The following is a 22760-nucleotide window of genomic DNA, read 5'->3' as shown; positions in this document are numbered from 1 at the left end:
ATCCGGCATGCCCTCAGCGCTCATCCTCGCATCGGCCAGTCCCTTCAGACGCAGCCTGCTTGAAAATGCCGGTGTGACCTTTACGTGGGAAGCGGCCGAGATCGATGAGCGCGGGGTCGAGGAACCGCTCTACCGCGATGGAGCAAGCCCTGAGGAAATCGCCCTGCATCTGGCAAGGGCCAAGGCGTTCGATGTGTCGTCGCGCCATTCGGGTGCTATCGTGATCGGCTCGGATCAAACCATGTCCCTCGGCGAGCGCGTGTTTCACAAACCGATCGATCTCGATGAGGCCCGCCGTCACCTTGAGGCCCTCTCAGGAAAGGTTCATCAACTCAACAGCGCCATCGCCCTCGTGCGGGATGGCGCGGTGGTGTTCGAAACGGTCGTCTCGGCGCGTTTGGCCGTGCGTGATCTTTCGCCGGCTTTCATTGAAACCTATCTATCCGCCACCGGTCCACGAATCCTGAAAAGCGTCGGCGCCTATCAGTTGGAGGCTGAGGGCGTCCAACTCTTCGAGGCCATCGATGGCGATTACTTCACGATCATCGGTCTCCCGCTTCTCCCGCTTCTCGCCGCGCTTCGCAAGGAAGGTTTGCTGGATGCGTGATTCACGTGAAACATTTGTTAACCATGCCTTCGTGATCGGCCATCCGATCAAGCATTCGCGGTCGCCCATCATCCACGGGCACTGGCTGAAGACGCTCGGGCTTGGAGGCAGATACCGCGCCATCGACGTCAGCCCCGAGGAGTTGCCAGCATTCTTCGCCGGCATCCGCAACGGCACGGCAGCGCTCGTCGGGGGTAATATTACCATCCCCCATAAGGAAGCGGCACTCACGCTCGTCGATAACCCGGACGAGCGGGCGAAGGAGATGGGCGCGACGAACACGATCTGGCTGGAGGATGGCCGCCTGCATGCCACCAATACGGACGGCGAAGGCTTCATCGGCAACCTCGACGCAGCCGTACCGGACTGGTCGGCGCAGGTTGCGACAGCCGTGGTGCTGGGTGCGGGAGGAGCAGCGCGCGCGGTCATCCAGTCGCTGCGCGATCGCGGCATCCGGGACATCCGGATTCTGAACCGCACCGAAGCCCGGGCGCGCGAACTCTCCGAACGCTTCGGTCCCGCGACCAGCGCCCATGCCCTTGATGGCATCGCCGAGCACCTTGCGGATGCCGACCTTCTGGTCAATACCACCTCGCTCGGCATGGATGGCGGCGAAAGCCTCACCCTCCCCTTCGCGCGGATGAAACGGTCCGCGCTTGTCACCGACATCGTCTATGTTCCGCTGAACACGCCCTTCCTTAAGGAGGCGTCGGCCCATGGGCTGAAAACGGTCGATGGTCTCGGCATGCTGCTGCACCAGGCGGTGCCCGGTTTCGAACGCTGGTTCGGAAAAAGACCGACCGTCACAGACGACCTGCGGGCGCTGCTCGAGGCCGATATCGAGACACACCGATGATCCTCCTCGGACTGACGGGATCGATCGGCACTGGAAAATCGACGACGGCCGCGATGTTCCGAGACCAGGGAATCGCCGTTTCCGACGCTGACGCCATTGTTCATGACCTCTATAGAACGGACGCCGTGGCGCCGATCGCCGCGGCCTTTCGGGAAGCGGTGCAGTCGGGTATCGTGGATCGGTCGATCCTGTCGCGGCTGCTCGCGGAAAATCCAGCCCGCTTCCGCGATCTTGAAGCTATCGTTCATCCGATGGTGCGGGACCGCGAACGGGCTTTCGTCGATGCCGCGCGCCGCGCCGGTGACGCGCTTGTCGTCGTAGATGTCCCGCTGCTGTTCGAAACCGGTGCGCGAGACCGCGTCAACAAGGTGCTCGTCGTCACCTGTGCGCCGGATATCCAGCGCCAGCGCGTTCTCGGCCGGCCGGGCATGACGCCGGAAAAATTCGAGATGATCCGGGCCCGGCAGGTGCCGGACACCGAGAAGATCAGCCAGGCGGATTTCGTCATCGACACCGGTCTGGGCTATGATGCGGCACGCGAGGCGGTTGCCGAGATCATCGAGGAATTGACAGGCTCAGTTGGCGGGGAAGGAAAAACGGACGATGCGTGAAATCATCTTCGACACGGAAACCACGGGCCTCGATAGCCGCGAAGACCGCATCATCGAAATCGGCGGAATCGAGCTCGACAACTCCTTCCCGACCGGCCGGACCATCCATCTCTATATCAATCCGGGCGACCGCAAGGTTCACCCCGATGCGCTTGCCGTGCACGGCATTACCGACGAGTTTCTCGCCGACAAGCCGCGCTTCGATGCCGTCGCCGAGGAGATCATCGCCTTCTTCGGCGACGCGCGTTGGGTCGCCCACAATGCGACGTTCGACATGGGCTTCATCAATGCCGAATTTGCGCGCATTGGCCGCGCGCCGGTCGAGCAGGATCGCGTTCTCGACACGCTCGCCATGGCGCGACGCAAGTTCCCGAAGGGGCCGAATTCGCTCGATGCCCTCTGCCGCCGCTTCGGCATCGACAATTCCCACCGCACCAAGCACGGCGCGCTTCTCGACAGTGAGCTTTTGGCTGAAGTCTATATCGAGATGATCGGCGGCCGGCAGGCAGGCCTCTCCCTGGTCTCGAACACCAGCCGCAAGGCGGCGGCCACGGCCCGGGGCGATGATGCAGAGATTGCCGTTTTGCCGCCGCGCCCGGTCCCACTCGCGCCGCGCCTGTCCGACGACGAACGCGCCGCCCATGCGGCCATGGTGGCCAAGATGGGTGACAAGGCCATCTGGTCGAAATTCGGGACGGGTGAGTAAAGCACCCGAAAAACGAAAGGCCCGGTTGCGAAAACCGGGCCTTCTTCATGATGGTACAGACGTCCGATCAGTTGGCGACTTCAGCCACCTGGGAGCGGACCTTTTCTTCAGCCATGCGCTGGGCGAACATCGCGGCGAAATCGATCGGGTCGATCAGCAGCGGCGGGAAGCCGCCGTTGCGGGTCGCATCGGCAACGATCTGGCGGGCGAAGGGGAACAGCAGGCGCGGGCACTCGATAAAGAGCAGCGGCAGCATGTGTTCCTGCGGGAAACCGGCCACGCGGAAGACCCCGCCATAGGTCAGTTCAACGTTGAAGACAGCCTTGTCGCCGTCCTTGGCGATGGCGTTCAGCGTCAGCACCACGTCGAACTCCGTCTCCGACAGCGGATTGGCATTGACGTTGACATTGATGTTGATCGCCGGCGCGCGATCGCGGGCCTGCAGCGAACGCGGCGCACCCGGATTTTCGAAGGAGAGATCCTTCACGTACTGGGCGAGAATGTTCAGGGACGGCGCCGTCTGGGCACTGCCATTGCCGTTGGTCGAAGGATCGGTGGTCATGAATGCTTCCTCGAAATGATGCTGTCAGCCATCTATCATTTCGACCGGAGCCTTACAACCCGAGCGACCGGCGCACGCGCGCCGCTACGATCAGGGCTCGTTAGGCCGGTTCAGGCGGCCGCGACCGTCTGTATTGCCGTCGCGGTGAAACTCTTCCGGGTCGAGGTCGACGACTGGCTGCGCACCCGGCCGATGCGGGTGAGCGGAGCCTTCTTTCGAAAAACCACGCTGGCGAAGATCCTCTTCGAAGCCGGCACCGGTCGAGCGGAATTCGGCAGAAAAGCCGCCCCTGACATCGTTGCGCGTCACCACGACCTTGCCGACCAGCGCGCGGGCCAGAAGAACCCGCGTTGGCGGGAAGAGGATCAGCAGGCCCAGCACGTCGGTAACGAAGCCCGGAATGGCAATGAGCACGCCGGCCAGCACGATGGCGCTGTTCTTCACGAGTTCGCCGATCTGTGCCCGGTCGCTCAACGAGAACATGCGCTGCGACTTCATGCGCGCGCCCGAAAGGCGAATGAGTAGTCCGCCGATGAGGAGATCGAGAGCAAGCCATCCGACCGTTGCCAGGAAGCCGAGCTTGGAGGCCACGAGAATAATCGAGAAGAGCTCGATCACCGGCATGAGCAGCACAAACGGCACGAGAATAGAGCGCAGCATGATTATCCTTCCACGGACGGTGCCGTTTGTCGCTGATCAAGGCATCGGCATTTGAATGAACCGACCGAGCGGACTATATGGGTATTCAGGACTGAACGTTAAGATCGGCTTCGGGTGGAAATGGGATCGTTCGACTTTGTGACATTGTTTTTTCTGGTGGCGGCGGTCGTCATCTTTTTCCAGCTGCGCAGCGTGCTCGGTCGTCGGACCGGTCATGAAAAGCCGCCATTTGATCCCATGTCCTCTCGCGATGCGGCCGAGGCAGTGGATTCGGGCAAGGTCGTGCAGTTGCCGCGCCGCGAGGAAATGATGGAACCGGGCGAGCGTTACGCGGCGGTCGATGCCTACGCTCCTGTTGGTTCCGACCTCAATGGCCAGCTACGCAAGCTGCAGGATGCCGACCCCAGCTTCAACCCGAAGGAATTTGTCGCCGGTGCCCGCATGGCCTACGAAATGATCGTGATGGCTTTTGCTGATGGCGACCGGAAGACCTTGAAGGGCCTTCTATCCAAGGAGGTCTTCGACGGCTTCAGTGCTGCCATCGGTGAGCGCGAAGCCAAGGGCGAAGTCGTCAAGTCCAGCTTCGTCGGCATCGACAAGGCCGATATCGTGCAGGCCGATCTGCGCGGTACGGAAGCGACCGTTACGCTGCGCATCGCCAGCCAGTTGATCTCGGTCACCCACGACAGGGACGGCAACGTCGTCGATGGCGATCCGGAAGCGGTCGGTGAGGTCAACGATCTCTGGACCTTCGCCCGTGATACGCGCTCGCGCGATCCGAACTGGAAGCTGATCGCGACCGAATCCGAAGCCTGAGGTCATAGCATGGCGCCGGGTCCGGATTACAGCCTTCGCCCCGTCGCCTGGAGCGAAATGGCGGGATGGGATGAGGACGATCCCTCCCCTGTTCTCGCAGCCATCCTTCGCTGCCGGCACTATCTTGAAGCCGGCGGCAAGCCCTACAAGCCGGGCCATGTCGGTGTCACCGCCGATGATCTTCTCTCGGCCTATCGGCTCCTGCCCGCTTCTGCTGAAAGCGCCGGCGCGGCGCGGCAAGCGATAGAAATGGCCTTCTCGCCTTTCCTGGTGCAGCCGGAACGGACTGAGCGTGGCTTCGTAACCGCCTTCTATGAACCCGAAGTAGAGGTCCGCTCCGTTGCGGACGCCGACTACCGTTTCCCTTTCTATTGCCGCCCCGATGATCTCGTTGATCTCGACGCTGCAAACCGGCCGCAGACCATCGAAGCATCCATCGCCTTTGGCCGCCGGGAAGCGGATGGAACGATCGGCCTCTATCCCGATCGCCGCGCCATCGACGAAGGGTATCTTGCGGGCCGCAATCTCGAAATCGCCTATGCGCGTTCCAAAGTGGATGTCTTCTTCGCCCATGTGCAGGGCGCTGCGCGCCTCCTCTTCCCCGATGGCCGCATGACGCGCATCACCTATGCCGCGAAGGCTGGACACGCCTTCTCGCCGATCGGCAGACATCTGATCGACCTCGGCGAAATCGACCCGGTGACGATTTCCATGCAGAGCATTCGCGCCTGGCTTGCTGCCCATCCCGAGCGCGTCGATGAGATCCTCTGGCACAATCGCTCCTATATCTTCTTCCGGGAAGCGGAGGTCGAGGATAAGAGCCTCGGGCCGATCGCGGCCGCCAAGGTCGCGCTGCAGCCCGATCGCTCGCTGGCTGTCGACCGCACCATTCACACGTTCGGCACGCCTTTCTTCATCGTGAGCGAGAGCCTGACACAGCTGGATGCTGGCAAGCCCTTTGCCAGGACGATGCTTGCGCTGGACACGGGCTCCGCCATCGTCGGTCCGGCACGCGGCGATATCTTCACCGGCTCGGGAGATGAGGCCGGTGAGCGGGCCGGCGCGGTGCGCAATGCGGCCGACTTCTATGTTCTCCTTCCGAAAGCGACGGCGGCGCGGCTCGGTCATGGCTAAAGGCAAGACCCCTGCGGCCGACGATCGCGTTCTCTGGGGAAAGGTGGCGCGCACGGTCAATCCGCTGCCCGGGCGCAAGGCGGAGCTCGATGCATACCTTACGGAGTTGATGCCGCCGGACCCGAAGCCTGAGCCCGCCCCGCAGACGGCCAAAAGTGCCGCGGCCACAAAATCCGATCTTGCCAGCGGCGTCGCGCTGACGGCGAAGAAGCCGGACAGCCCGCGCATCCACCATCCACTGGAGCGCCCGGTCAAGCGCAAGCTTCAGAAGGGCCGCCTTCAGTTGGAGGCTCGCATCGACCTGCATGGCCTGATCCAGAGCGAGGCGCATGGTCTGCTCCTGCATTTCCTCATGCAGGCCCATCAGCGCGGGCTTCGCCATGTCCTCGTCATCACCGGCAAGGGCGCGTCCTTCGGCAGCGATGGCGCGCTGAAACGCGCGGTGCCGCTCTGGTTCTCGCTGCCGGAGTTTCGGCAGCTGATCTCGTCCTATGAACCTGCCGCCCGCAATCATGGCGGCGATGGTGCCCTCTATGTCCGCCTGGCGCGCCGGGCCGGAGGCCATGATGACCCCGCTTGGTGAGACGCTGCGCCTCCTGCGCGAACGCAAGGGCGTTTCGCAAAAGGAGATGGCGGCGGGCATCGGTGTGTCCCCCGCCTATCTGTCCGCCCTCGAACATGGCCGACGCGGCGCGCCGAGCTTTGATCTTCTCCAGCGCATCGCGGGCTACTTCAACATCATCTGGGATGAGGTGGACGATCTTTTCCGCGTCGCTGGCCTCTCCGATCCGCGCGTGACGGTAGATACGGGCGGCCTTTCCCCGCGCCACACGCTGCTGGCCAATATCCTGGCGCGCGATATTGCCGATCTAGCGCCCACCACCGTCGAGAAAATCCTTGAAATCCTCTCCAACACCGATGAAAGCCCGCAAAACCGGCAATGATCCCCCGATTTCTGCCGTTTTCGACGCCTAGCTGTTTGATACTCCCTGCCCAACTCCTGTAGCGTCAACAGGACGAAAACCGTTGATTCGGCAACCGCATTCGTGGTTCGGCCGATCAGATGAAAGAACCGAACGGAATGACCGATACCCAACCGACCGAAACCGGTGCCGGCGCCGAATATGGTGCCGATTCGATCAAGGTGCTGAAGGGGCTCGATGCCGTGCGCAAGCGGCCGGGCATGTATATCGGCGATACCGATGATGGCTCCGGCCTGCATCACATGGTCTACGAAGTCGTGGACAACGCCATTGACGAGGCCCTTGCCGGTCATGCCGACATCGTGACCGTGACGCTGAATGCGGATGGCTCGGTGACCGTCACGGACAATGGCCGCGGCATCCCGACGGACATCCACCGCGAAGAAGGCGTGTCCGCTGCGGAGGTCATCATGACCCAGCTGCATGCTGGCGGTAAGTTCGACCAGAACTCCTACAAGGTCTCGGGCGGTCTGCACGGCGTCGGCGTCTCCGTCGTGAACGCGCTCTCCGTGAAGCTGAAGCTGAAGATCCGCCGCGCCGGCAAGGTGCACGAGATGAGCTTCACCCACGGCGTGGCCGATGGCCCGCTTCAGGTGACCGGCGAGGCCGGCACGGAGACGGGCACCGAAGTGACCTTCCTGCCGAGCCAGGAGACCTTCACCAAGGTCGATTTCGACTATGGGACACTCGAGCATCGCCTGCGCGAACTCGCCTTCCTGAACTCCGGCGTCCGCATCCTTCTGACGGATAAGCGCCACTCGGACATCAAGTCGGAAGAAATGCTCTATGACGGCGGTCTGGAAGCCTTCGTGGCCTATCTGGACCGCGCCAAGAAGCCACTTGTGCAGCGTCCCGTCTCCATTCGCGGCGAAAAGGACGGTATCACCGTCGAAGTCGCCATGTGGTGGAACGACAGCTACCACGAGAATGTGCTCTGCTTTACCAACAACATTCCGCAGCGCGATGGCGGCACGCATATGGCGGGCTTCCGCGGCGCGCTGACCCGCCAGGTCGTCTCCTACGCCGACAGTTCGGGCATCTCCAAGAAGGAGAAGGTGACACTGCAGGGCGAAGACTGCCGCGAAGGCCTGACCGCGGTACTCTCCGTCAAGGTGCCGGACCCGAAGTTCTCGTCCCAGACCAAGGACAAGCTGGTGTCCTCTGAAGTCCGCCCGGTCGTCGAGAACCTCGTGAACGAAGCGCTCTCCACTTGGCTGGAAGAACATCCGACCGAAGCGAAGATCCTCGTTGGCAAGGTTGTGGAAGCCGCCGCCGCCCGCGAAGCGGCCCGCAAGGCGCGCGAACTAACGCGGCGCAAAGGCGCTCTGGACATCTCCTCCCTCCCCGGCAAGCTCGCCGATTGCTCCGAGCGCGATCCGGCAAAGTCCGAACTTTTCCTCGTCGAGGGTGATTCGGCAGGCGGTTCTGCCAAGCAGGGGCGCTCGCGCGAGAACCAGGCGATTCTGCCGTTGCGCGGCAAGATCCTCAACGTCGAGCGTGCCCGCTTCGACAAGATGCTCTCCAGCCAGGAAATTGGCACGCTGATCACCGCGCTCGGCACGTCGATCGGCAAGGACGAATTCAACCCGGACAAGCTGCGCTATCACAAGATCATCATTATGACGGACGCCGACGTCGACGGCGCCCACATCCGCACCCTGCTGCTCACCTTCTTCTTCCGCCAGATGCCGGAACTGATCGAACGCGGCCATCTCTATATCGCCCAGCCGCCGCTTTATAAGGTCGCGCGCGGCAAGTCCGCCCAGTATCTGAAGGACGAAAAGGCGCTGGAGGATTACCTCATCAACGCCGGCCTTGACGATGCGACGCTCGAACTTGGCACCGGCGAAGTGCGCGCCGCACAGGATCTGCGTGAGGTTATCGGCGACGCCCTGCGCCTGCGCAGCCTCGTGGACGGCCTGCATTCCCGCTACAATCGCAGCGTGGTCGAGCAGGCCGCGATTGCCGGCGCCCTGAATGTCGATCTCATCACCCGCGGCCCTGAAGCCGAAGGCGTTGCGGCGGATGTCTCGGCGCGCCTCGATCGTATCGCCGAAGAGACCGAACGCGGCTGGACCGCCCGGATCACCGACAGCGGCGCTTTGCGCTTCGAGCGCATGGTGCGCGGCGTGCCGGAAGTCGCCCTGCTCGACAACGCCCTGCTGGGCTCCTCCGATGCGCGCCATATCGACCAGATGTCGGCGCGCCTGAAGGAAATCTATGCAACGCCGCCGCTTCTCAAGCGGCGCGATGGGACGCAGGAAATCAGTGGTCCGCGCAGCCTGCTCGACGCCATCTTCGCCTCCGGGCGCAAGGGCCTGTCCATGCAGCGCTACAAAGGTCTCGGCGAGATGAATGCCGAACAACTCTGGGAAACGACGCTTGATCCGAACGTCCGCTCCCTGCTGCAGGTGCGCATCAACGATGCGACGGATGCCGACGGTCTCTTCGCCCGCCTCATGGGCGACGAAGTGGAGCCGCGCCGCGACTTCATCCAGGAAAATGCCCTGAGCGTGGCCAACCTAGACATCTGATCGATCGAACCTAACTGTTTGATAGAGGCGCGTGCGGAGCGATCCGCGCGCGCTTTTTCATTCGAGGAACAAACTCGATAGCGCAGGCTGAGCGAATTTTCGCTGACCCCCATTGTGGTGGGCAAGAAAACTTATATTATTTCTGCAAAGATTATCGTCATCCGTCGCGCCGCTCCGGCATTGACCGTGTTTCAGAGGAAACCCCATGCAGCTCAAGGACCCCACCCTTCTCCGCCAGGCCGCCCTTGTTGGCGGCCGCTGGATCGACGCAGACACTGCGACCGGGATCGCGGTCACGAATCCGGCTACCGGAGAGACGATCGGTCACGTGCCGAAGCTTGGCGCTGCCGATACCCGCGAGGCAATCGAAGCCGCGCGCAAGGCCCAGAAAGGCTGGGCGGCCCGCACAGCCAAGGAGCGCTCTGGCATTCTGCGAAAGTGGTTCGATCTGATGATCGAAAACAAGGATGATCTCGGCCGCATCCTGACTGCGGAACAAGGCAAGCCGCTCGCTGAAGCGACGGGCGAGATCGTCTATGGCGCGAGCTTCATTGAATGGTTCGCCGAGGAAGCGCGCCGCCTCTATGGCGATCTGATGCCGGGTCATCAGCCGGACAAGCGCATCATGGTGATGAAGCAGCCGATCGGTGTGGTCGCCGCCATCACACCCTGGAACTTTCCGAATGCGATGATCACCCGCAAGGCCGGCCCGGCCTTTGCCGCCGGTTGCGCCATGGTGCTGAAGCCGGCGTCGCAGACGCCTTTCTCGGCGATTGCGCTTGGTGTGCTTGGCGAGCGCGCCGGCCTTCCCGCCGGTCTCTTCAGCGTCATCACCGGCTCAGCCTCGGCCATTGGCGGCGAAATGACCTCGAACCCCACCGTGCGCAAGCTGACCTTCACCGGTTCGACGGAAATCGGCGCCGAGCTCTACAAGCAGTGCGCGCCGACCATCAAGAAGCTCGGCCTCGAGCTTGGCGGCAACGCACCCTTCATCGTCTTTGACGATGCCGATTTGGATGCGGCTGTCGAAGGCGCGCTGATCGCAAAATTCCGCAACAATGGCCAGACCTGCGTGTGCGCCAACCGCATCTATGTCCAGGACGGCGTCTATGAGGCCTTCGCCGAAAAGCTGGCAAACGCTGTGGGCAAGCTGAAGACCGGCAACGGCTTTGATGAAGGCGTCATCCTCGGTCCGCTGATCGATGAAAACGCCCTCGAAAAGGTCGAGGAACACGTGAACGATGCCGTCTCCAAGGGCGGCCGGGTCATCCAGGGCGGCAAGCGCCACAGCCTCGGTGGCACGTTCTTCGAAGCCACCGTCATTGCCGACGTGACCAAGGCCATGGCCGTCGCGCGGGAAGAGACCTTTGGTCCCGTCGCCCCGCTCTTCCGTTTCAAGGACGAGGCCGATGTCGTCGAACAGGCCAATGACACGGAATTCGGCCTTGCCTCCTACTTCTATGCCAAGGATCTCGCCCGCGTCTTCCGGGTTGCGGAAGCGCTCGAGTATGGCATGGTCGGCGTCAATACGGGCCTCATCTCGACGGCCGAAGCCCCCTTCGGCGGCGTCAAGCTTTCCGGCCTCGGCCGCGAAGGCTCGCGTTACGGGCTGGAGGAATTCACCGAGATCAAATATGTCTGCCTCGGCGGTATAGCCTGATCGACAGTCAGCGTCCGGGCGGCGCCGCAACCTTCCACGTGACCGGAGAGACCGCGTGCCCGCCCCGACCAATCCCTTCAAGGCTGCGCTCGCCGCGCGTCAGTTCCAGCTTGGCCTCTGGGTCGCCCTCGCTACGCCCTATGTCACCGAAGTCGTCGGACAGTGCGGCTATGACTGGCTACTGATCGACGGCGAGCACGGTCCGAACGATATCCCGCTCCTCTCGGCCCAGCTCGGCGTCCTCGCTGCCAGCAACAGTCATCCGATCGTTCGTCTGCCCATGGGCGAAGCCTGGCTGATCAAGCAGATTCTGGATGCGGGCGCCCAGACCCTGCTAATTCCCATGGTCGAAAGCGCCGAGGAGGCGGCTGCCTTGGTGCGTGCCACGCGCTATCCGCCGGAAGGCATTCGCGGCGTCGGCGCCAGCCTTGGCCGCGCGACCCGCTTCGGCCAGATCGGCGATTACATGACGAATGCCAATCGGGAAATCTGCCTCATCGTGCAGGTCGAAAGTCTGAAGGGAATCCATGCCCTCGACGCGATTGCCGCTACCGACGGCATTGACGGCGTCTTCATCGGTCCATCGGATCTGGCTGCCGACATGGGCCATCTCGGCCAGCCAGATAGCCCCGAGGTCCGCGCCGTGATTGCGGACGCCTTCGTACGGATCGCAAAGGCCGGCAAGCCGCGTGGCATCATGACCAGCAATCTGGCTGAGGCCGAACGCTACCGCCAAATGGGCGCGGACTTCATGGCGATCGGCACCGATGTGACCCTGTTGACCCGCGCCTTGGTCGATCATCGCAAGCGCTTCATGGCGGGCGACATCCCCATGGTGGGCGAATCCGGCTATTGACCGTTTCTCTGTTCGATGGCGCTGAGTTGCGGCGTGCTGGTCGCGCCGCTCCAGGCGCGAAGCCCGCCAATGCGGCGGCGGATCTTTTCCGCGTGGTTACCGGCGATGTCCGAAAGGCGATGGTTGAGGAAGGGGTTGTCGAAACGCTCAAGCGTCTCGGCAACATAATTCTTGGCCTCGGTGCCCAGCCCCATGCGGGCAAAGGCTGGAATGACCTCTTCCTCGTAGATCGAGAGCAAGATGCCGCGAATTCGGGCGTCGGTCAGGAGTTCCCGCACCGTCTCGCCGGCGTCGCGCTGTTCCGCCAGCCAGATGTCCGCAAGGACCGTGTGTCCGAGATTGAGGATGTGCAGCTTCAGCTTTTCGTAGGGCGTCAGATCCGCGACGACCTTTACGGCCGGATGTCGGCAGGGCACCGCAAGGCCCGGCTGCGCCTCGATGGCCCAGAGCGCATAGGGTTCGGCAATGGCGCCGGCCGGTTCGATAGGTTCGGAGACGATGCGATCGACGAGACTGTTTGCCCAGACGATGGCGTTGGAAAGCCAGTTATGGAAGCCGGTGTCGGCCGGATAGCGCGCACGGGCAAGTTCCGCCATCAGGCGTGACAGGACCTCGCCATTACGGGGCACCAACTCGCAGGGAAGTATGGTGAGCGCCCGTCCGCCGGCCTCGAAGCGTGCCCGCAGCAGCAGGAGCAGCTTTCCGGGAAAAGACTTTGAGGGAACGTTCGACAGATCATCCGCAGGAATCTGATAGCCAGCATCCCCGGTGTTGCTGATCAGGATCTCGGCTTCTTCGACGCACACCCGCACCACGCTGTCCCAGTTTGCGGCGGTCGAAAGTGCACGCACGACACTTCGTACCCGCACTTCACTGTCCTGCGGTACGCCATCCACAAGTCCCCGGATCCGCACCGGAAACCCATTGGGATCGGCAAGTGCCGGCAGGCGCGCACTGCGCTCCGCCGCGCCCGTCGTCTGCACCACGGTGATGAGCCCCACGGCCTGCCCGACGGCCAGCGCCTCGCTGATGAAAAGGTCCGCATGGGCCTGCAGGAAGCGGCTCGTTCCAAACTGCACGATTGGCGTCTTCATGAAAATATCCTGATATCGAGGCAATGATGCGGGCAAGCCGGCTTCGCATTCGACCGTTCGCCCGGCTTTCACGGTTCTTGTATGGATTGCAGAAGAGTCTCCCTGGCGGAGCGCAGATGCAGCCGGCACGCCTCCTCGGCCCGCTTGGGATCGCGCGAACGCAGGGCGTCGATGTAGACGAGATGTTCTTCCAATGCGCGCTGGTTGCGCGTGCGCGCATTCGTCTTGTTCCACTGGTAGTGATAGTGAAAGACAATGGTGATGATGTCGTAGAAATCGATGATGAAGCGGTTGCGGGACGCGCGCTGCACCAAAAGATGGAACCGCTCGTCGAGCTCCGAAAATTCCTGATAACGCGCGTCGATATCGGCAAGCAGCGTGTGGTGCACGCTTTCGATCTCGTCCAGGTCAACCCAGGCCGGGTGGTCGTCTGGCAGGCCAACAAAGCCACGTGCCGAGCGCAGCTCGAACATTTCACGCACTTCGGTCAATTCCAGCGCAAACTCACGCGTAAAGCCTTTCAGAATCCAGTGACTGTTCGGTCGCTTTTCGATCAGCCCGAAACGGCTGAAGCGGATCAGGAATTCCCGCACGCTTGTCGTTCCGATACCGATCTCTCGGGCGAGCTCCAGTTCGTTGATCTGCATGCCCGGCTGCGCTCCGCCCGCCAGAATCCGGCGCATGAAGCTGCGTTCAATGATCTCCGAGAGCGAATCGGTTTCCTCTGTCGGAAAGAAATCGGCTTCGAGCGGCGCCCGCAAAACGATTTTATCGCGCCGGTCCCACGCAATCAGCCCGGTCTCTGTGAGCCGGGTCAGAACTGCCCTGACGGTCGTGCGGCTGACGCCGAGTTGTGCACCAAGTTCGGGTTCCGAGGGCAGGTGGTCGCTGTTGGTTATAAGGGTAAGACAGCGATTATAGGCTTCCTTGAAGACTGTATTTTGCTTTGCCATGGAGTGTCTTTCAAATGCTGCCTCTACCGCAAGGTCGGAAGCCGTGTTTCACGTGCAACGCCCTTGGACCCATCGGGAAGTGCGCATCATACCCATTGACGTTAATCTGTCTATTGTCGATAAAAGACAAAATTCGGAGAAGGTACACCTTCAGCGGCACAGACGTCGGTGGAGGAAAGTCTCGCTTCCTCCGTCCCGGTTCGGCTCCGTCGCCCGGCCGGAGTCGCAGCGCGGCAGAGGAGAAAAACGTCGTGATCGCAAAACGCCGCATTGGCAAGACCGCACTCGAAGTGACTGAATGGAGCTTTGGAACAGCAGCTCTCGGCGGGCTTTACCGAGAATGTCCGCGCCCGCAGGCCATGGAGACACTGGAAACGGCCTGGGATCACGGCATCCGCTATTTCGATACGGCGCCCTGGTATGGTCTCGGCCTTGCCGAACGTCGTGTTGGTGATTTCCTGCGCGACAAGCCGCGTAACGAGGTCGTCCTGTCGTCCAAGGTCGGACGACTGCTGCGGCCGGTGCCGGATGGTGCCGTCCCGGACTATTCCTACGTCAATCCGCTCTCCTTCGATGCGGACTATGATTACAGCTACGACGGCATCATGCGCTCGGTCGAGTTCAGCTATGCCCGCCTCGGTCTCAACCGTATCGATATTCTCTATGTGCACGATATCGGCGTCTATACCCACGGTGCGGAGCGCAATGCCCATCATCTACGCGCATTCCTCGACACGGGCCTAAAGGCTCTGGAGGAGCTCAAATCGTCGGGAGCGATCTCGGCCTACGGGCTCGGCGTGAACGAAGTCCCCGTTTGCCTCGACGTGCTGCGCAGTGGTGATCTCGACTGCATCCTTCTCGCCGGACGCTACACGCTGCTTGATCGCACCGCCGAAGCCGAGCTCATCCCGCTCTGCGAGAAGAAGGGCGTCTCTCTGGTGATTGGCGGGGTTTTCAATTCCGGCATCCTGGCAACCGGACCGGTCGCCGGTGCAAATTTCGACTATATGCCCGCCGAGCGTGAGGTCTTGGCGAAGGTTGAAGCGATGGAAGCCATCGCGCAGAGCCAAGGCATTACACTTGCGGCGCCCGCTCTCCAGTTTCCCCTGGGCCATCCGCTCGTTTCGACAGTGCTGTTAGGCACAGGCAATCCGCACAGCCTCAATCGCAACATGGCACTCATCAGGCCGGCTTTACCAACGAGCGCCTTCGCGGCCTACGCTGAACAAACGCTGATCGCAAAGCCGCTTGGGACAGAGGCAGTCCGGGTTTGAGAAAACGGATCGAATATTCCGATGTGATACAAAATAGAATGAAGAGATCATTTTTCTGTTGCAATTCCCCACGGCTGGGATAGCTTTCTCAGCGCCGCGGAGGAGTGAGGCTCGGTGGTCGCTTCGCGTTGATGGTCGCGCCGCCGTGGTCGGCAGTCGCAACAAACGCACGGAACGGGCGCTTGCAATCAGCCGGACGCTGGAGTAGCGTCGGACTTGGGAGTGTTTTTTATCGATAAAAACCTGAATAAGCCTGAGTGACGCGCCACAGTCAGGTTCTTGGGAGACCATCGGCGCTGTTGGAGGAGAACAACATCATGACCATCAAGACGCTTTCCGTGACCCGTCGCGCCTTTACGGCACTGGCTGGCGCCGCCATGTTCGCGACAATGTCGCCCGTCGCTTCCTTTGCGGCTGACGTCACCATCCCGATCATCGTCAAGGACACGACGTCCTTCTACTGGCAGATCGTGCTCGCCGGCGCCCGTGCCGCTGGCAAGGACCTCGGCGTGAACGTGCCGGAACTCGGCGCCCAGTCCGAAGCCGACATCAACGGCCAGATCAGCATCCTTGAAAACGCCGTTGCTGGCGCTCCGGCTGCCGTCGTCATCTCGCCGACCGAGTTCAAGGCACTCGGCAAGCCGATCGACGAAGCCGCCAAGTCCGTTCCGATCATCGGCATCGACTCCGGCGCCGATTCCAAGGCCTTCACCTCGTTCCTCACGACCGACAACGTCCAGGGTGGCCGCATCGCCGCCGATGGTCTTGCTGCCGCAATCAAGGAAGCGACCGGCAAGGAAGAAGGCGAAATCGCCATCATCACCAGCCTGCCGGGCGTCGGCTCGCTCGACCAGCGCCGCGAAGGCTTCATGGAAGAAATCAAGGCCAAATATCCCGGCCTGAAGATCGTCGCCGACAAGTATGCCGACGGTCAGGCCACCACCGGCCTCAACATGATGACCGACCTCATCACGGCCAATCCGAACCTCGTCGGCGTCTTCGCCTCGAACCTCATCATGGCGCAGGGCGTTGGCCAGGCGATCGCTGAAAACAAGCTCGGCGACAAGATCAAGGTTATCGGCTTCGACAGCGACGAAAAGACGGTGGGCTTCCTCAAGGAAGGCGTTCTTGCCGGTCTCGTCGTGCAGGACCCCTACCGCATGGGCTATGACGGCGTGAAGACGGCGCTCGCCGCATCGAAGGGCGAAAAGGTCGAAACCTTCGTGGACACGGGCGCAAACCTCGTGACCAAGGCCAACATGGCCGATCCGAAGATCGATGCCCTTCTGAACCCGAAGGTCAACTGATCCCGTCCTTGCCCGACGGTTCCGGTTCGGCGGAACCGTCGCGCAGGCAGCCCTTGGCTTGATCGACGCGAGGTCGATCGACCCATCGTGATTTCTAACCTAGCGCTTGAAGTGCGGATCGGTCCGTTGCGGTTGAACGGCACTCTCACGGACCGGACAGACTGTCCGGCACGGGCGATGCCGCGTGCCGGAGGGCATCTGAGGCAAGGAGTTTCGTCATCATGGCAATCGAGGCTAATCTTGAGCGCCCGTCGAAGGGAATCCGCATCGCGGCCCATCCCGTTCCCAAGGGGCAGCCGATCCTGGAGCTGAAAGGCCTTCAGAAGAAATACGGCGCCGTCGAGGCCCTGAAGCCAGCTTCCGTGACATTCCTCTCCGGTGAAATTCACGCCATCGTCGGCGAAAACGGCGCTGGCAAGTCCACGCTGATCAAGCTTCTGACAGGCGTCATCCGCCGTACGGCCGGCGAAATCGTCTGGTGTGGCGAGAGCGTGCCGCTCGCGTCTCCCACGGAGGCCATCGATCGCGGCATCAATGCCGTGCATCAGGAAGTGGTGCTCTGCCCACATCTGACGGTGGCCGCCAACATGTTCCTCGGTGATGAGATCGACCGAGGCGGGTTGATGCGCAAGGGGGCGATGAACACGCTCGCCCAGCGCGTTCTCGACGACCTCGGGTTCAACATCCCCTCCGATGTCCTGCTCTCCAGCCTCACCATCGGTCAGCAGCAACTGGTCGCGACTGCACGCGCCGCCATGCGCGGCACGCAATTCCTGATCTTCGACGAGCCGACCGCCTATCTCACCCGCCAGGAATCGGCGCAGCTCTTCCGCCTCATTCGCCGTCTTCAGGCCGATGGCGTGACGATCGTCTATATCTCGCACCGCATGGAAGAGGTCTTCGAACTCGCCGACCGCATTTCGGTTCTGCGCGACGGAACCCATGTCGGCACGCGCCTGACCGGCGAGACGAATGAAGCGGAACTGATCTCGATGATGATCAACCGCTCCATCGAGCAGGTCTATCACAAGGAAACCTTTACGCTTGGCGCGCCCATCGTTGAAACCCGTGGTCTCTCCGGACCCGGTTTCGAAGACGTCTCGATTACCGTGCGCGCCGGCGAAATCGTCGGTCTCTACGGTCTCATCGGCGCCGGCCGCAGTGAATTCGCCCTCGGGCTCTACGGTCGCCAGAAGGTGAAGTCAGGCGAGGTCTACTGGGAAGGCCAGAAGGTCACGATCGATACCGAGCGAAAGGCCATGGACCTCGGCATCGCGCTGGCGCCGGAAAGCCGACGCGACCAGGGCCTTTGCCTCAACATGCCGATCGGCTTCAACATCAACCTTCCCGTCTTCAAGCGGCTGAGTTCCGGCCTCGTGGTCAACAGGGGCCGCGAAGCCAAGAATGCAGAGCGTCAGATCGCCGATCTCAAGATCAAGACGCCCTCGCGCGCTGTCCTGGCCTCCGCCATGTCGGGCGGCAACCAGCAGAAGATCGTCATCGGCAAGTGGCTGAGCCACGGAGCCAGGCTCTTCATCTTTGATGAACCGACCGTTGGTGTCGATGTCGGCACCAAGGCCGAGATCTACCGGCTGTTTGCCCGGCTTCTGGAAAACGGCGCGGGTATCATCCTGATCTCATCCTATCTGCCGGAGGTCTACGAACTGGCTGACCGGCTCCATGTTTTCCGTCAGGGCCGGCTTGTCGCCAGCCACGACTATCGCGCCGCCTCGCATGAGGACGTGCTGTCCGAGGCGATCGGCGTCTGAGGCGCCGCGCGAAACCGCAGACTTTTCAGGGAGAAAGAACATGAGCGTCGAGACGACCGATACCGGCCCCGCTCCGAAAAAGGGAATGAACATACTTTTCGGCCTGACGTTGCTCGGGCTGCTGCTCTTCCTCTGGCTTCTCCTGGGCGTCTCCACCAACAGCTTCTGGACATCCAACAATATCAGCAACTTGCTCCGACAGGGTGCGATGACCGCAATCCTCGCCGTCGGGCAGACCTTCGTGATCATCACGGCAGGGATCGATCTGTCCGTTGGCGCCGTGGTTGGCTTCACCAGCGTCATTGTGGCCTGGCTGCTGCAGGCCGGTGTGCCGCTGTGTGCCGCCATCGTCATCACTTTGCTGATCGGGGTGGCCATCGGCGTCTTCCACGGCTTCGGTATCGTACGTATGGGTCTGCCGGCCTTCATCATCACGCTGGCGACGCTGACCTCGCTGCGCGGCATCGGTCTGCTCCTGACCAATGGCTCGACGATCTCGATCAGCAATGAGGCCTTCACGAATTTCTCGCGTGCCGATTTCCTTGGTATTCCCAGCCTGTTCTGGATGGTGATCGTCGTTGCGATTCCCGCCTACATCTTCCTGCACATGAGCCGCTGGGGCCGCTATCTCTTTGCGGTCGGCTCCAACAGCGAAGCGGCCCGCCTCTCCGGCGTCAACGTCAACCGCACCATCTACCTCGCCTATATCCTTTCCTCCACCTGCGCCGCCTTCGTCGGTCTGCTGCTCGCCTCGCGCATCGGCATCGGCAATGCCACGCAGGCCGAAGGATGGGAGCTTCAGGCGATTGCCTCTTCGGTCATCGGCGGCACCAGCCTGTTCGGGGCGGTTGGTTCGGTGCATGGCCCGCTGCTCGGCGCCTTCATTCTTGCGACGATCAACAACGGCGCCAACCTTTTGAACGTCAATTCCTTCTGGCAGCGCATCATCACAGGCGCGCTGATCATCATCATCGTCTACTTCGACCAGCTGCGTCGGCGTGGCACGCGCTGAGAATCCGGCTCAGGACCGCAGGGCGGCCGGTGAAGCGGCCGCCCGCTCTCTCCTTCCGAAGCACAGAAAGGCGCTTGGTTCGGGCGACCGGCCGGCGAAATGAACATGAAGTCGATCGTCTGTGTGGAGCCGGGCCGGCTCGTTCTGGAAGACCGCCCGAGGCCACAGCTCCCGGATGAAGATTGGGTCCGTATCCGAGTGACCCATGTCGGCATCTGCGGCACCGATTATCATATCTATCAGGGCAAACATCCCTTCCTGCAATATCCACGCGTCATGGGCCACGAAGTCTCCGGCGTCGTGATCGAAAATGCGGTGGCGGCGGGCCTGGAGGAGGGCACGCCCGTCATCATCAATCCCTACATTTCCTGCGGCGCCTGCCATGCCTGCAACATCGGCAAGCCCAATTGCTGCATGTCCATCAAAGTGCTGGGCGTCCATACGGACGGCGCCTTCTGCGAGGAGATCGTTCTGCCGGCCGGCAATGTTTCTCCGGCTATTGGCCTGTCGTCGGAGGCCTCTGCCACCGTCGAGTTTCTGGCCATCGGGGCGCACGCGGTTCGCCGCTCGCAGGCGACCTCAGGCAGTCGCGCGCTCGTCATCGGTGCCGGCCCCATCGGCCTCGGCGCAGCCTTGTTCGCCCGCATCGCCGGTCAGTCCGTGACCCTTCTGGATACCAGCCAAGAGCGCCTCGACATGGCTCGGGAACGGTTCGGCTTCGACGACGTCCGTCGTCTTGGCGGCGAGCGCCCGGTGGAATCGACGAGCTTCGATACCGTCTATGATGCGACCGGCAATGCCGCGTCGATGGAGTCGGCCTTCGCCTACGTCGCCCATGGCGGCGCGCTCGTTCTGGTCGGGCTGGTCAAGGACGACCTGCGCTTCTCGGATCCAGAGTTTCACAAGCGCGAGATGATGCTGATCGCCAGCCGCAATGCGGTGAAGGCGGATTTCGAACATGTGGCCGCCGCTCTCAGCGATGGCCGCGTCTCGGCCGATGCCCTCATCACTCACCGCACCAGCATCGATCGTCTGACGGACACTTTCCCCGGTTGGGCTGAGACCCGTTCGGGACTCATCAAGGCCATGGTCAGTCTGGGCTGATGGGCGTCGTCCGCCGATACAACCTAAAAACCTTCGATAACGGGCCTATCAGGCATCTGACTTTTGTCGACTCCAAAGGTGTTGTTTCCCGTGAAACAAAATGCGGCGGTTTTCCTTTACCGTTGCACAACATCCTTTTGTCAGACTACCGGCGAAAAGGCATGTGGTGGACGCACGCGCGTTCAAGCTCAAGCAAGCTTCAACGTTGAACTTCACATTGTTGTCAGCGCCGCGAGAGTTTAATGTCCGGCGGTGATGCAGAATGAGACGGCATTGAAATGCGCCGGCAAGCTCCCGGGACATCCGGTCCGGGATACCCCTGTCGGTAGAAGGGAAGTGAAAGCGGGAAAAAACACCAAGCGCCGCGCAGCAGCCGCGACCCCGCCCAAGGAGCCAGTTTATGTTCTACCAGTTGTACGAACTGAACCACGCAATGATGGCGCCCTACCGCGCCGCCTCCGAGGCCATGCGCCTTGCCTATTCCAATCCGATGAACCCCCTCTCCCACACTTCCTTCGGCCGGGCCGCCGCGGCCGGTTTAGAAGTCTTCGAACGAACGACACGCCGATACGGCAAGCCGGTCTTCGGCCTGGACGAGACCATGATCGATGGCCGCGCCGTGCCGGTGGCCGAGCGGATCGTCTGGCGCCAGCCCTTCTGCAATCTCATCCATTTCAAGCGCGAATTGCCCAAGGGGCGTCCTGCCGATCCGAAAGTCCTCGTCGTCGCGCCCATGTCAGGCCACTATGCAACGCTGTTGCGCGGCACTGTCGAGACGCTCCTGCCGAACTCGGAAATCTACATTACCGACTGGATCGATGCGCGCATGGTGCCGCTCTCCGAAGGTGGTTTCGATCTCGACGACTACATCGACTACGTGATCGAGATGCTGCGCTTTATCGGCCCGAACACCCATGTGATCGCCGTCTGTCAGCCGGCCGTGCCGGTTCTGGCCGCCGTTGCCGTCATGGAAGGGCGCAAGGACGCAAATGCGCCCGCCTCCATGACGCTCATGGGCGGGCCGATCGACACGCGTATCAACCCGACCGCGGTCAACCAGCTTGCCAAAGAAAAGCCCCTCAGCTGGTTCCGCGACAATGTCATCATGCCGGTGCCGTGGCCGCAGCCGGGCTTCATGCGCCAAGTCTATCCAGGCTTCCTGCAGCTCTCCGGCTTCATGTCGATGAACCTCGACCGCCACGTGGTCGCCCATCGTGAGTTCTTCCAACACCTCGTCAAGAACGATGGCGATGCGGCCGAAAAGCACCGCGAATTCTACGACGAGTACCTCGCCGTGATGGACCTGACCGCAGAATTCTACCTGCAGACGGTGGAAGTCGTTTTCATGCGCCATGATCTGCCGAAGGGCGAGATGATGCACCGCGGCGAACGCGTCGACACCAGCGCCATCCGCACGGTGGCGCTTTTGACCGTCGAGGGCGAAAACGACGACATTTCCGGCGTTGGTCAGACCGAGGCGGCGCAGACCATCTGCCCGAACATTCCCGACACGATGCGCATGCATTACGTCCAGCCGGATGTCGGTCATTACGGCGTCTTCAACGGCTCCCGCTTCCGCCGCGAAATCGCCCCGCGCATTCTCGCCTTCCAGCGCGAACATGCCGTGCGCAAGACCGGCCCGGTGAAGCAGGTCATCCGCGGCGGCAAGACAGGCTGAGACAGCCTGTCCGATTTTGAGGCATCCGCGTCTTGTGCTGGGCGGGTGCCGTTCCCACCTTGTTCGCAAGGGGCCGCATGAGGCGGCCCCCTCGAAACGAGGTAAACCAATCATGAATCAATCCGCCTTGATCCGTCCGGACTGGACGCCGGCGACCGTTGCGCTGATGGTGCTCGGCTTCGTCCTGTTCTGGCCACTCGGCCTTGCCATGCTGGCCTACATCCTGTTCGGCGAGCGCTTCAAAGGCTTCAAGTCGCAGGCCAATGAAACCGTCGACGGCGTCATGCGAGGCTTCCGCGGCTTCGGTCGCCGCGGCGACTTCAAGCCGGGAACGTGGCAGGCCCGCACCGGCAACGTCGCCTTCGACGACTGGCGTGAAGCCGAACTCGCCCGCCTGGACGAGGAACGCCGCAAGCTGGACGAAATGCGCGCCGACTTTGACGCCTATGTTCGTGAACTGCGCCGCGCCAAGGACCAGGAAGACTTCGACCGCTTCATGCGCGAGCGTCGCTCCGGGGGCAACACGCCGCCGGCGCCCTATGAGGCCTGATATCAGGGTTTGGCCGGTTCGACCGGAGCCGGAC

General features: G+C 62.0%; 22 protein-coding genes. 18 read left to right on the top strand and 4 right to left on the bottom strand.

The window, feature by feature from the left end:
* Positions 1-7 precede the first annotated feature (7 nt).
* The 4 genes from F3H41_RS12390 to dnaQ are packed head-to-tail and all read left to right on the top strand — an operon-like array spanning position 8 to position 2780.
* Positions 8-607: a Maf-like protein gene (locus F3H41_RS12390; protein WP_149739002.1), complete on the top strand. Its 600-nt coding sequence runs from the start codon at positions 8-10 to the stop codon at positions 605-607.
* On the top strand, positions 600-1463 hold the full coding sequence (locus F3H41_RS12385; protein WP_149739001.1) for a shikimate dehydrogenase: 864 nt from the start codon (positions 600-602) through the stop codon (positions 1461-1463). The genes F3H41_RS12390 and F3H41_RS12385 overlap by 8 nt, the downstream gene beginning before the upstream one ends.
* Positions 1460-2074: a dephospho-CoA kinase gene (coaE, locus tag F3H41_RS12380; RefSeq protein ID WP_149739000.1), complete on the top strand. Its 615-nt coding sequence runs from the start codon at positions 1460-1462 to the stop codon at positions 2072-2074. Before F3H41_RS12385 ends, coaE begins: the two co-directional genes overlap by 4 nt.
* Positions 2067-2780 carry a DNA polymerase III subunit epsilon gene (gene dnaQ, locus F3H41_RS12375; protein ID WP_149738999.1) on the top strand — a complete coding sequence of 238 codons (714 nt, stop codon included), beginning with the start codon at positions 2067-2069 and terminating at the stop codon, positions 2778-2780. The genes coaE and dnaQ overlap by 8 nt, the downstream gene beginning before the upstream one ends.
* Positions 2781-2847: 67 nt before the next feature.
* Here the strand turns inward: dnaQ and secB are convergent, their stop codons facing one another.
* On the bottom strand, positions 2848-3342 hold the full coding sequence (gene secB, locus F3H41_RS12370) for a protein-export chaperone SecB (protein WP_149738998.1): 495 nt from the start codon (positions 3340-3342) through the stop codon (positions 2848-2850).
* A gap of 90 nt (positions 3343-3432) precedes the next feature.
* Entirely contained in the window at positions 3433-4002 is a 570-nt protein-coding gene (locus F3H41_RS12365) for an FxsA family protein (RefSeq protein ID WP_149738997.1), read from the bottom strand.
* A gap of 120 nt (positions 4003-4122) precedes the next feature.
* Between F3H41_RS12365 and F3H41_RS12360 the strand changes: the two genes are divergently transcribed.
* From F3H41_RS12360 to F3H41_RS12330, 7 genes are all read left to right on the top strand, one after another.
* The gene (locus F3H41_RS12360) at positions 4123-4818 is read left to right on the top strand and encodes a Tim44/TimA family putative adaptor protein (protein ID WP_149739186.1); all 696 of its coding nucleotides are present in this window, start codon (positions 4123-4125) and stop codon (positions 4816-4818) included.
* Positions 4819-4827: 9 nt separating this feature from the next.
* Positions 4828-5952, top strand: coding sequence for a murein transglycosylase A (locus tag F3H41_RS12355; protein WP_149738996.1), 1125 nt, complete (start codon positions 4828-4830; stop codon positions 5950-5952).
* Complete coding sequence (locus F3H41_RS12350; RefSeq protein WP_149738995.1) at positions 5945-6535, top strand: Smr/MutS family protein; 591 nt, start codon at positions 5945-5947, stop codon at positions 6533-6535. Before F3H41_RS12355 ends, F3H41_RS12350 begins: the two co-directional genes overlap by 8 nt.
* The gene (locus F3H41_RS12345; protein WP_149738994.1) at positions 6519-6896 is read left to right on the top strand and encodes a helix-turn-helix transcriptional regulator; all 378 of its coding nucleotides are present in this window, start codon (positions 6519-6521) and stop codon (positions 6894-6896) included. Before F3H41_RS12350 ends, F3H41_RS12345 begins: the two co-directional genes overlap by 17 nt.
* A gap of 137 nt (positions 6897-7033) precedes the next feature.
* Complete coding sequence (gyrB, locus tag F3H41_RS12340; protein ID WP_149738993.1) at positions 7034-9469, top strand: DNA topoisomerase (ATP-hydrolyzing) subunit B; 2436 nt, start codon at positions 7034-7036, stop codon at positions 9467-9469.
* 205 nt (positions 9470-9674) lie between these two features.
* Complete coding sequence (gene gabD, locus F3H41_RS12335) at positions 9675-11129, top strand: NADP-dependent succinate-semialdehyde dehydrogenase (protein ID WP_149738992.1); 1455 nt, start codon at positions 9675-9677, stop codon at positions 11127-11129.
* 55 nt (positions 11130-11184) lie between these two features.
* Positions 11185-11985, top strand: coding sequence for an HpcH/HpaI aldolase/citrate lyase family protein (locus F3H41_RS12330; RefSeq protein ID WP_149738991.1), 801 nt, complete (start codon positions 11185-11187; stop codon positions 11983-11985).
* Here the strand turns inward: F3H41_RS12330 and F3H41_RS12325 are convergent.
* Both F3H41_RS12325 and F3H41_RS12320 read right to left on the bottom strand, forming a co-directional pair.
* Positions 11979-13079 (bottom strand): mannitol dehydrogenase family protein, encoded by a 1101-nt coding sequence (locus F3H41_RS12325; RefSeq protein ID WP_149738990.1) that lies wholly within the window; start codon positions 13077-13079, stop codon positions 11979-11981. The genes F3H41_RS12330 and F3H41_RS12325 overlap by 7 nt on opposite strands.
* 68 nt (positions 13080-13147) lie before the next feature.
* Positions 13148-14032, bottom strand: a complete 885-nt coding sequence (locus F3H41_RS12320) for a GntR family transcriptional regulator (protein WP_149738989.1) — start codon at positions 14030-14032, stop codon at positions 13148-13150.
* A gap of 254 nt (positions 14033-14286) precedes the next feature.
* On the opposite strand from F3H41_RS12320, the gene F3H41_RS12315 reads away from it, so the two are divergent.
* The 7 genes from F3H41_RS12315 (at position 14287) to F3H41_RS12285 (ending at position 22726) form a co-directional block, all read left to right on the top strand.
* On the top strand, positions 14287-15306 hold the full coding sequence (locus F3H41_RS12315; RefSeq protein WP_149739185.1) for an aldo/keto reductase: 1020 nt from the start codon (positions 14287-14289) through the stop codon (positions 15304-15306).
* A 317-nt stretch (positions 15307-15623) separates the two neighbouring features.
* On the top strand, positions 15624-16613 hold the full coding sequence (locus F3H41_RS12310; protein ID WP_149738988.1) for an ABC transporter substrate-binding protein: 990 nt from the start codon (positions 15624-15626) through the stop codon (positions 16611-16613).
* A 221-nt stretch (positions 16614-16834) separates the two neighbouring features.
* A complete protein-coding gene (locus tag F3H41_RS12305; RefSeq protein ID WP_149738987.1) occupies positions 16835-18382 on the top strand; it encodes a sugar ABC transporter ATP-binding protein in 1548 nt (515 codons plus the stop codon).
* Between the two features lie 40 nt (positions 18383-18422).
* Positions 18423-19394, top strand: coding sequence for an ABC transporter permease (locus F3H41_RS12300; RefSeq protein WP_149738986.1), 972 nt, complete (start codon positions 18423-18425; stop codon positions 19392-19394).
* Positions 19395-19499: 105 nt separating this feature from the next.
* A complete protein-coding gene (locus tag F3H41_RS12295) occupies positions 19500-20498 on the top strand; it encodes a zinc-binding alcohol dehydrogenase family protein (protein WP_149738985.1) in 999 nt (332 codons plus the stop codon).
* A gap of 400 nt (positions 20499-20898) precedes the next feature.
* Positions 20899-22176 (top strand): polyhydroxyalkanoate depolymerase, encoded by a 1278-nt coding sequence (gene phaZ / locus F3H41_RS12290; protein ID WP_149738984.1) that lies wholly within the window; start codon positions 20899-20901, stop codon positions 22174-22176.
* Between the two features lie 112 nt (positions 22177-22288).
* Positions 22289-22726, top strand: a complete 438-nt coding sequence (locus F3H41_RS12285; RefSeq protein WP_149738983.1) for a DUF2852 domain-containing protein — start codon at positions 22289-22291, stop codon at positions 22724-22726.
* Positions 22727-22760 lie beyond the last annotated feature (34 nt).

Origin of the sequence: Rhizobium sp. RU20A, assembly GCF_900155885.1 — a bacterium.
GTDB lineage: Bacteria > Pseudomonadota > Alphaproteobacteria > Rhizobiales > Rhizobiaceae > RU20A.
The sequence above is the reverse complement of the archived record's forward strand: the minus strand, read 5'-3'. Positions and strand labels throughout refer to the sequence as shown.

Bases quoted from the DNA above. Each gene is read 5' to 3' on its own strand.
- F3H41_RS12390 (WP_149739002.1), top strand. From the start codon at position 8: ATGCCCTCAGCGCTCATCCTCGCATCGGCCAGTCCCTTCAGACGCAGC.
- F3H41_RS12385 (WP_149739001.1), top strand. From the start codon at position 600: ATGCGTGATTCACGTGAAACATTTGTTAACCATGCCTTCGTGATCGGC.
- coaE (WP_149739000.1), top strand. From the start codon at position 1,460: ATGATCCTCCTCGGACTGACGGGATCGATCGGCACTGGAAAATCGACG.
- dnaQ (WP_149738999.1), top strand. From the start codon at position 2,067: ATGCGTGAAATCATCTTCGACACGGAAACCACGGGCCTCGATAGCCGC.
- secB (WP_149738998.1), bottom strand. From the start codon at position 3,342: ATGACCACCGATCCTTCGACCAACGGCAATGGCAGTGCCCAGACGGCG.
- F3H41_RS12365 (WP_149738997.1), bottom strand. From the start codon at position 4,002: ATGCTGCGCTCTATTCTCGTGCCGTTTGTGCTGCTCATGCCGGTGATC.
- F3H41_RS12360 (WP_149739186.1), top strand. From the start codon at position 4,123: ATGGGATCGTTCGACTTTGTGACATTGTTTTTTCTGGTGGCGGCGGTC.
- F3H41_RS12355 (WP_149738996.1), top strand. From the start codon at position 4,828: ATGGCGCCGGGTCCGGATTACAGCCTTCGCCCCGTCGCCTGGAGCGAA.
- F3H41_RS12350 (WP_149738995.1), top strand. From the start codon at position 5,945: ATGGCTAAAGGCAAGACCCCTGCGGCCGACGATCGCGTTCTCTGGGGA.
- F3H41_RS12345 (WP_149738994.1), top strand. From the start codon at position 6,519: ATGACCCCGCTTGGTGAGACGCTGCGCCTCCTGCGCGAACGCAAGGGC.
- gyrB (WP_149738993.1), top strand. From the start codon at position 7,034: ATGACCGATACCCAACCGACCGAAACCGGTGCCGGCGCCGAATATGGT.
- gabD (WP_149738992.1), top strand. From the start codon at position 9,675: ATGCAGCTCAAGGACCCCACCCTTCTCCGCCAGGCCGCCCTTGTTGGC.
- F3H41_RS12325 (WP_149738990.1), bottom strand. From the start codon at position 13,079: ATGAAGACGCCAATCGTGCAGTTTGGAACGAGCCGCTTCCTGCAGGCC.
- F3H41_RS12320 (WP_149738989.1), bottom strand. From the start codon at position 14,032: ATGGCAAAGCAAAATACAGTCTTCAAGGAAGCCTATAATCGCTGTCTT.
- F3H41_RS12310 (WP_149738988.1), top strand. From the start codon at position 15,624: ATGACCATCAAGACGCTTTCCGTGACCCGTCGCGCCTTTACGGCACTG.
- F3H41_RS12305 (WP_149738987.1), top strand. From the start codon at position 16,835: ATGGCAATCGAGGCTAATCTTGAGCGCCCGTCGAAGGGAATCCGCATC.
- F3H41_RS12300 (WP_149738986.1), top strand. From the start codon at position 18,423: ATGAGCGTCGAGACGACCGATACCGGCCCCGCTCCGAAAAAGGGAATG.
- F3H41_RS12295 (WP_149738985.1), top strand. From the start codon at position 19,500: ATGAAGTCGATCGTCTGTGTGGAGCCGGGCCGGCTCGTTCTGGAAGAC.
- phaZ (WP_149738984.1), top strand. From the start codon at position 20,899: ATGTTCTACCAGTTGTACGAACTGAACCACGCAATGATGGCGCCCTAC.
- F3H41_RS12285 (WP_149738983.1), top strand. From the start codon at position 22,289: ATGAATCAATCCGCCTTGATCCGTCCGGACTGGACGCCGGCGACCGTT.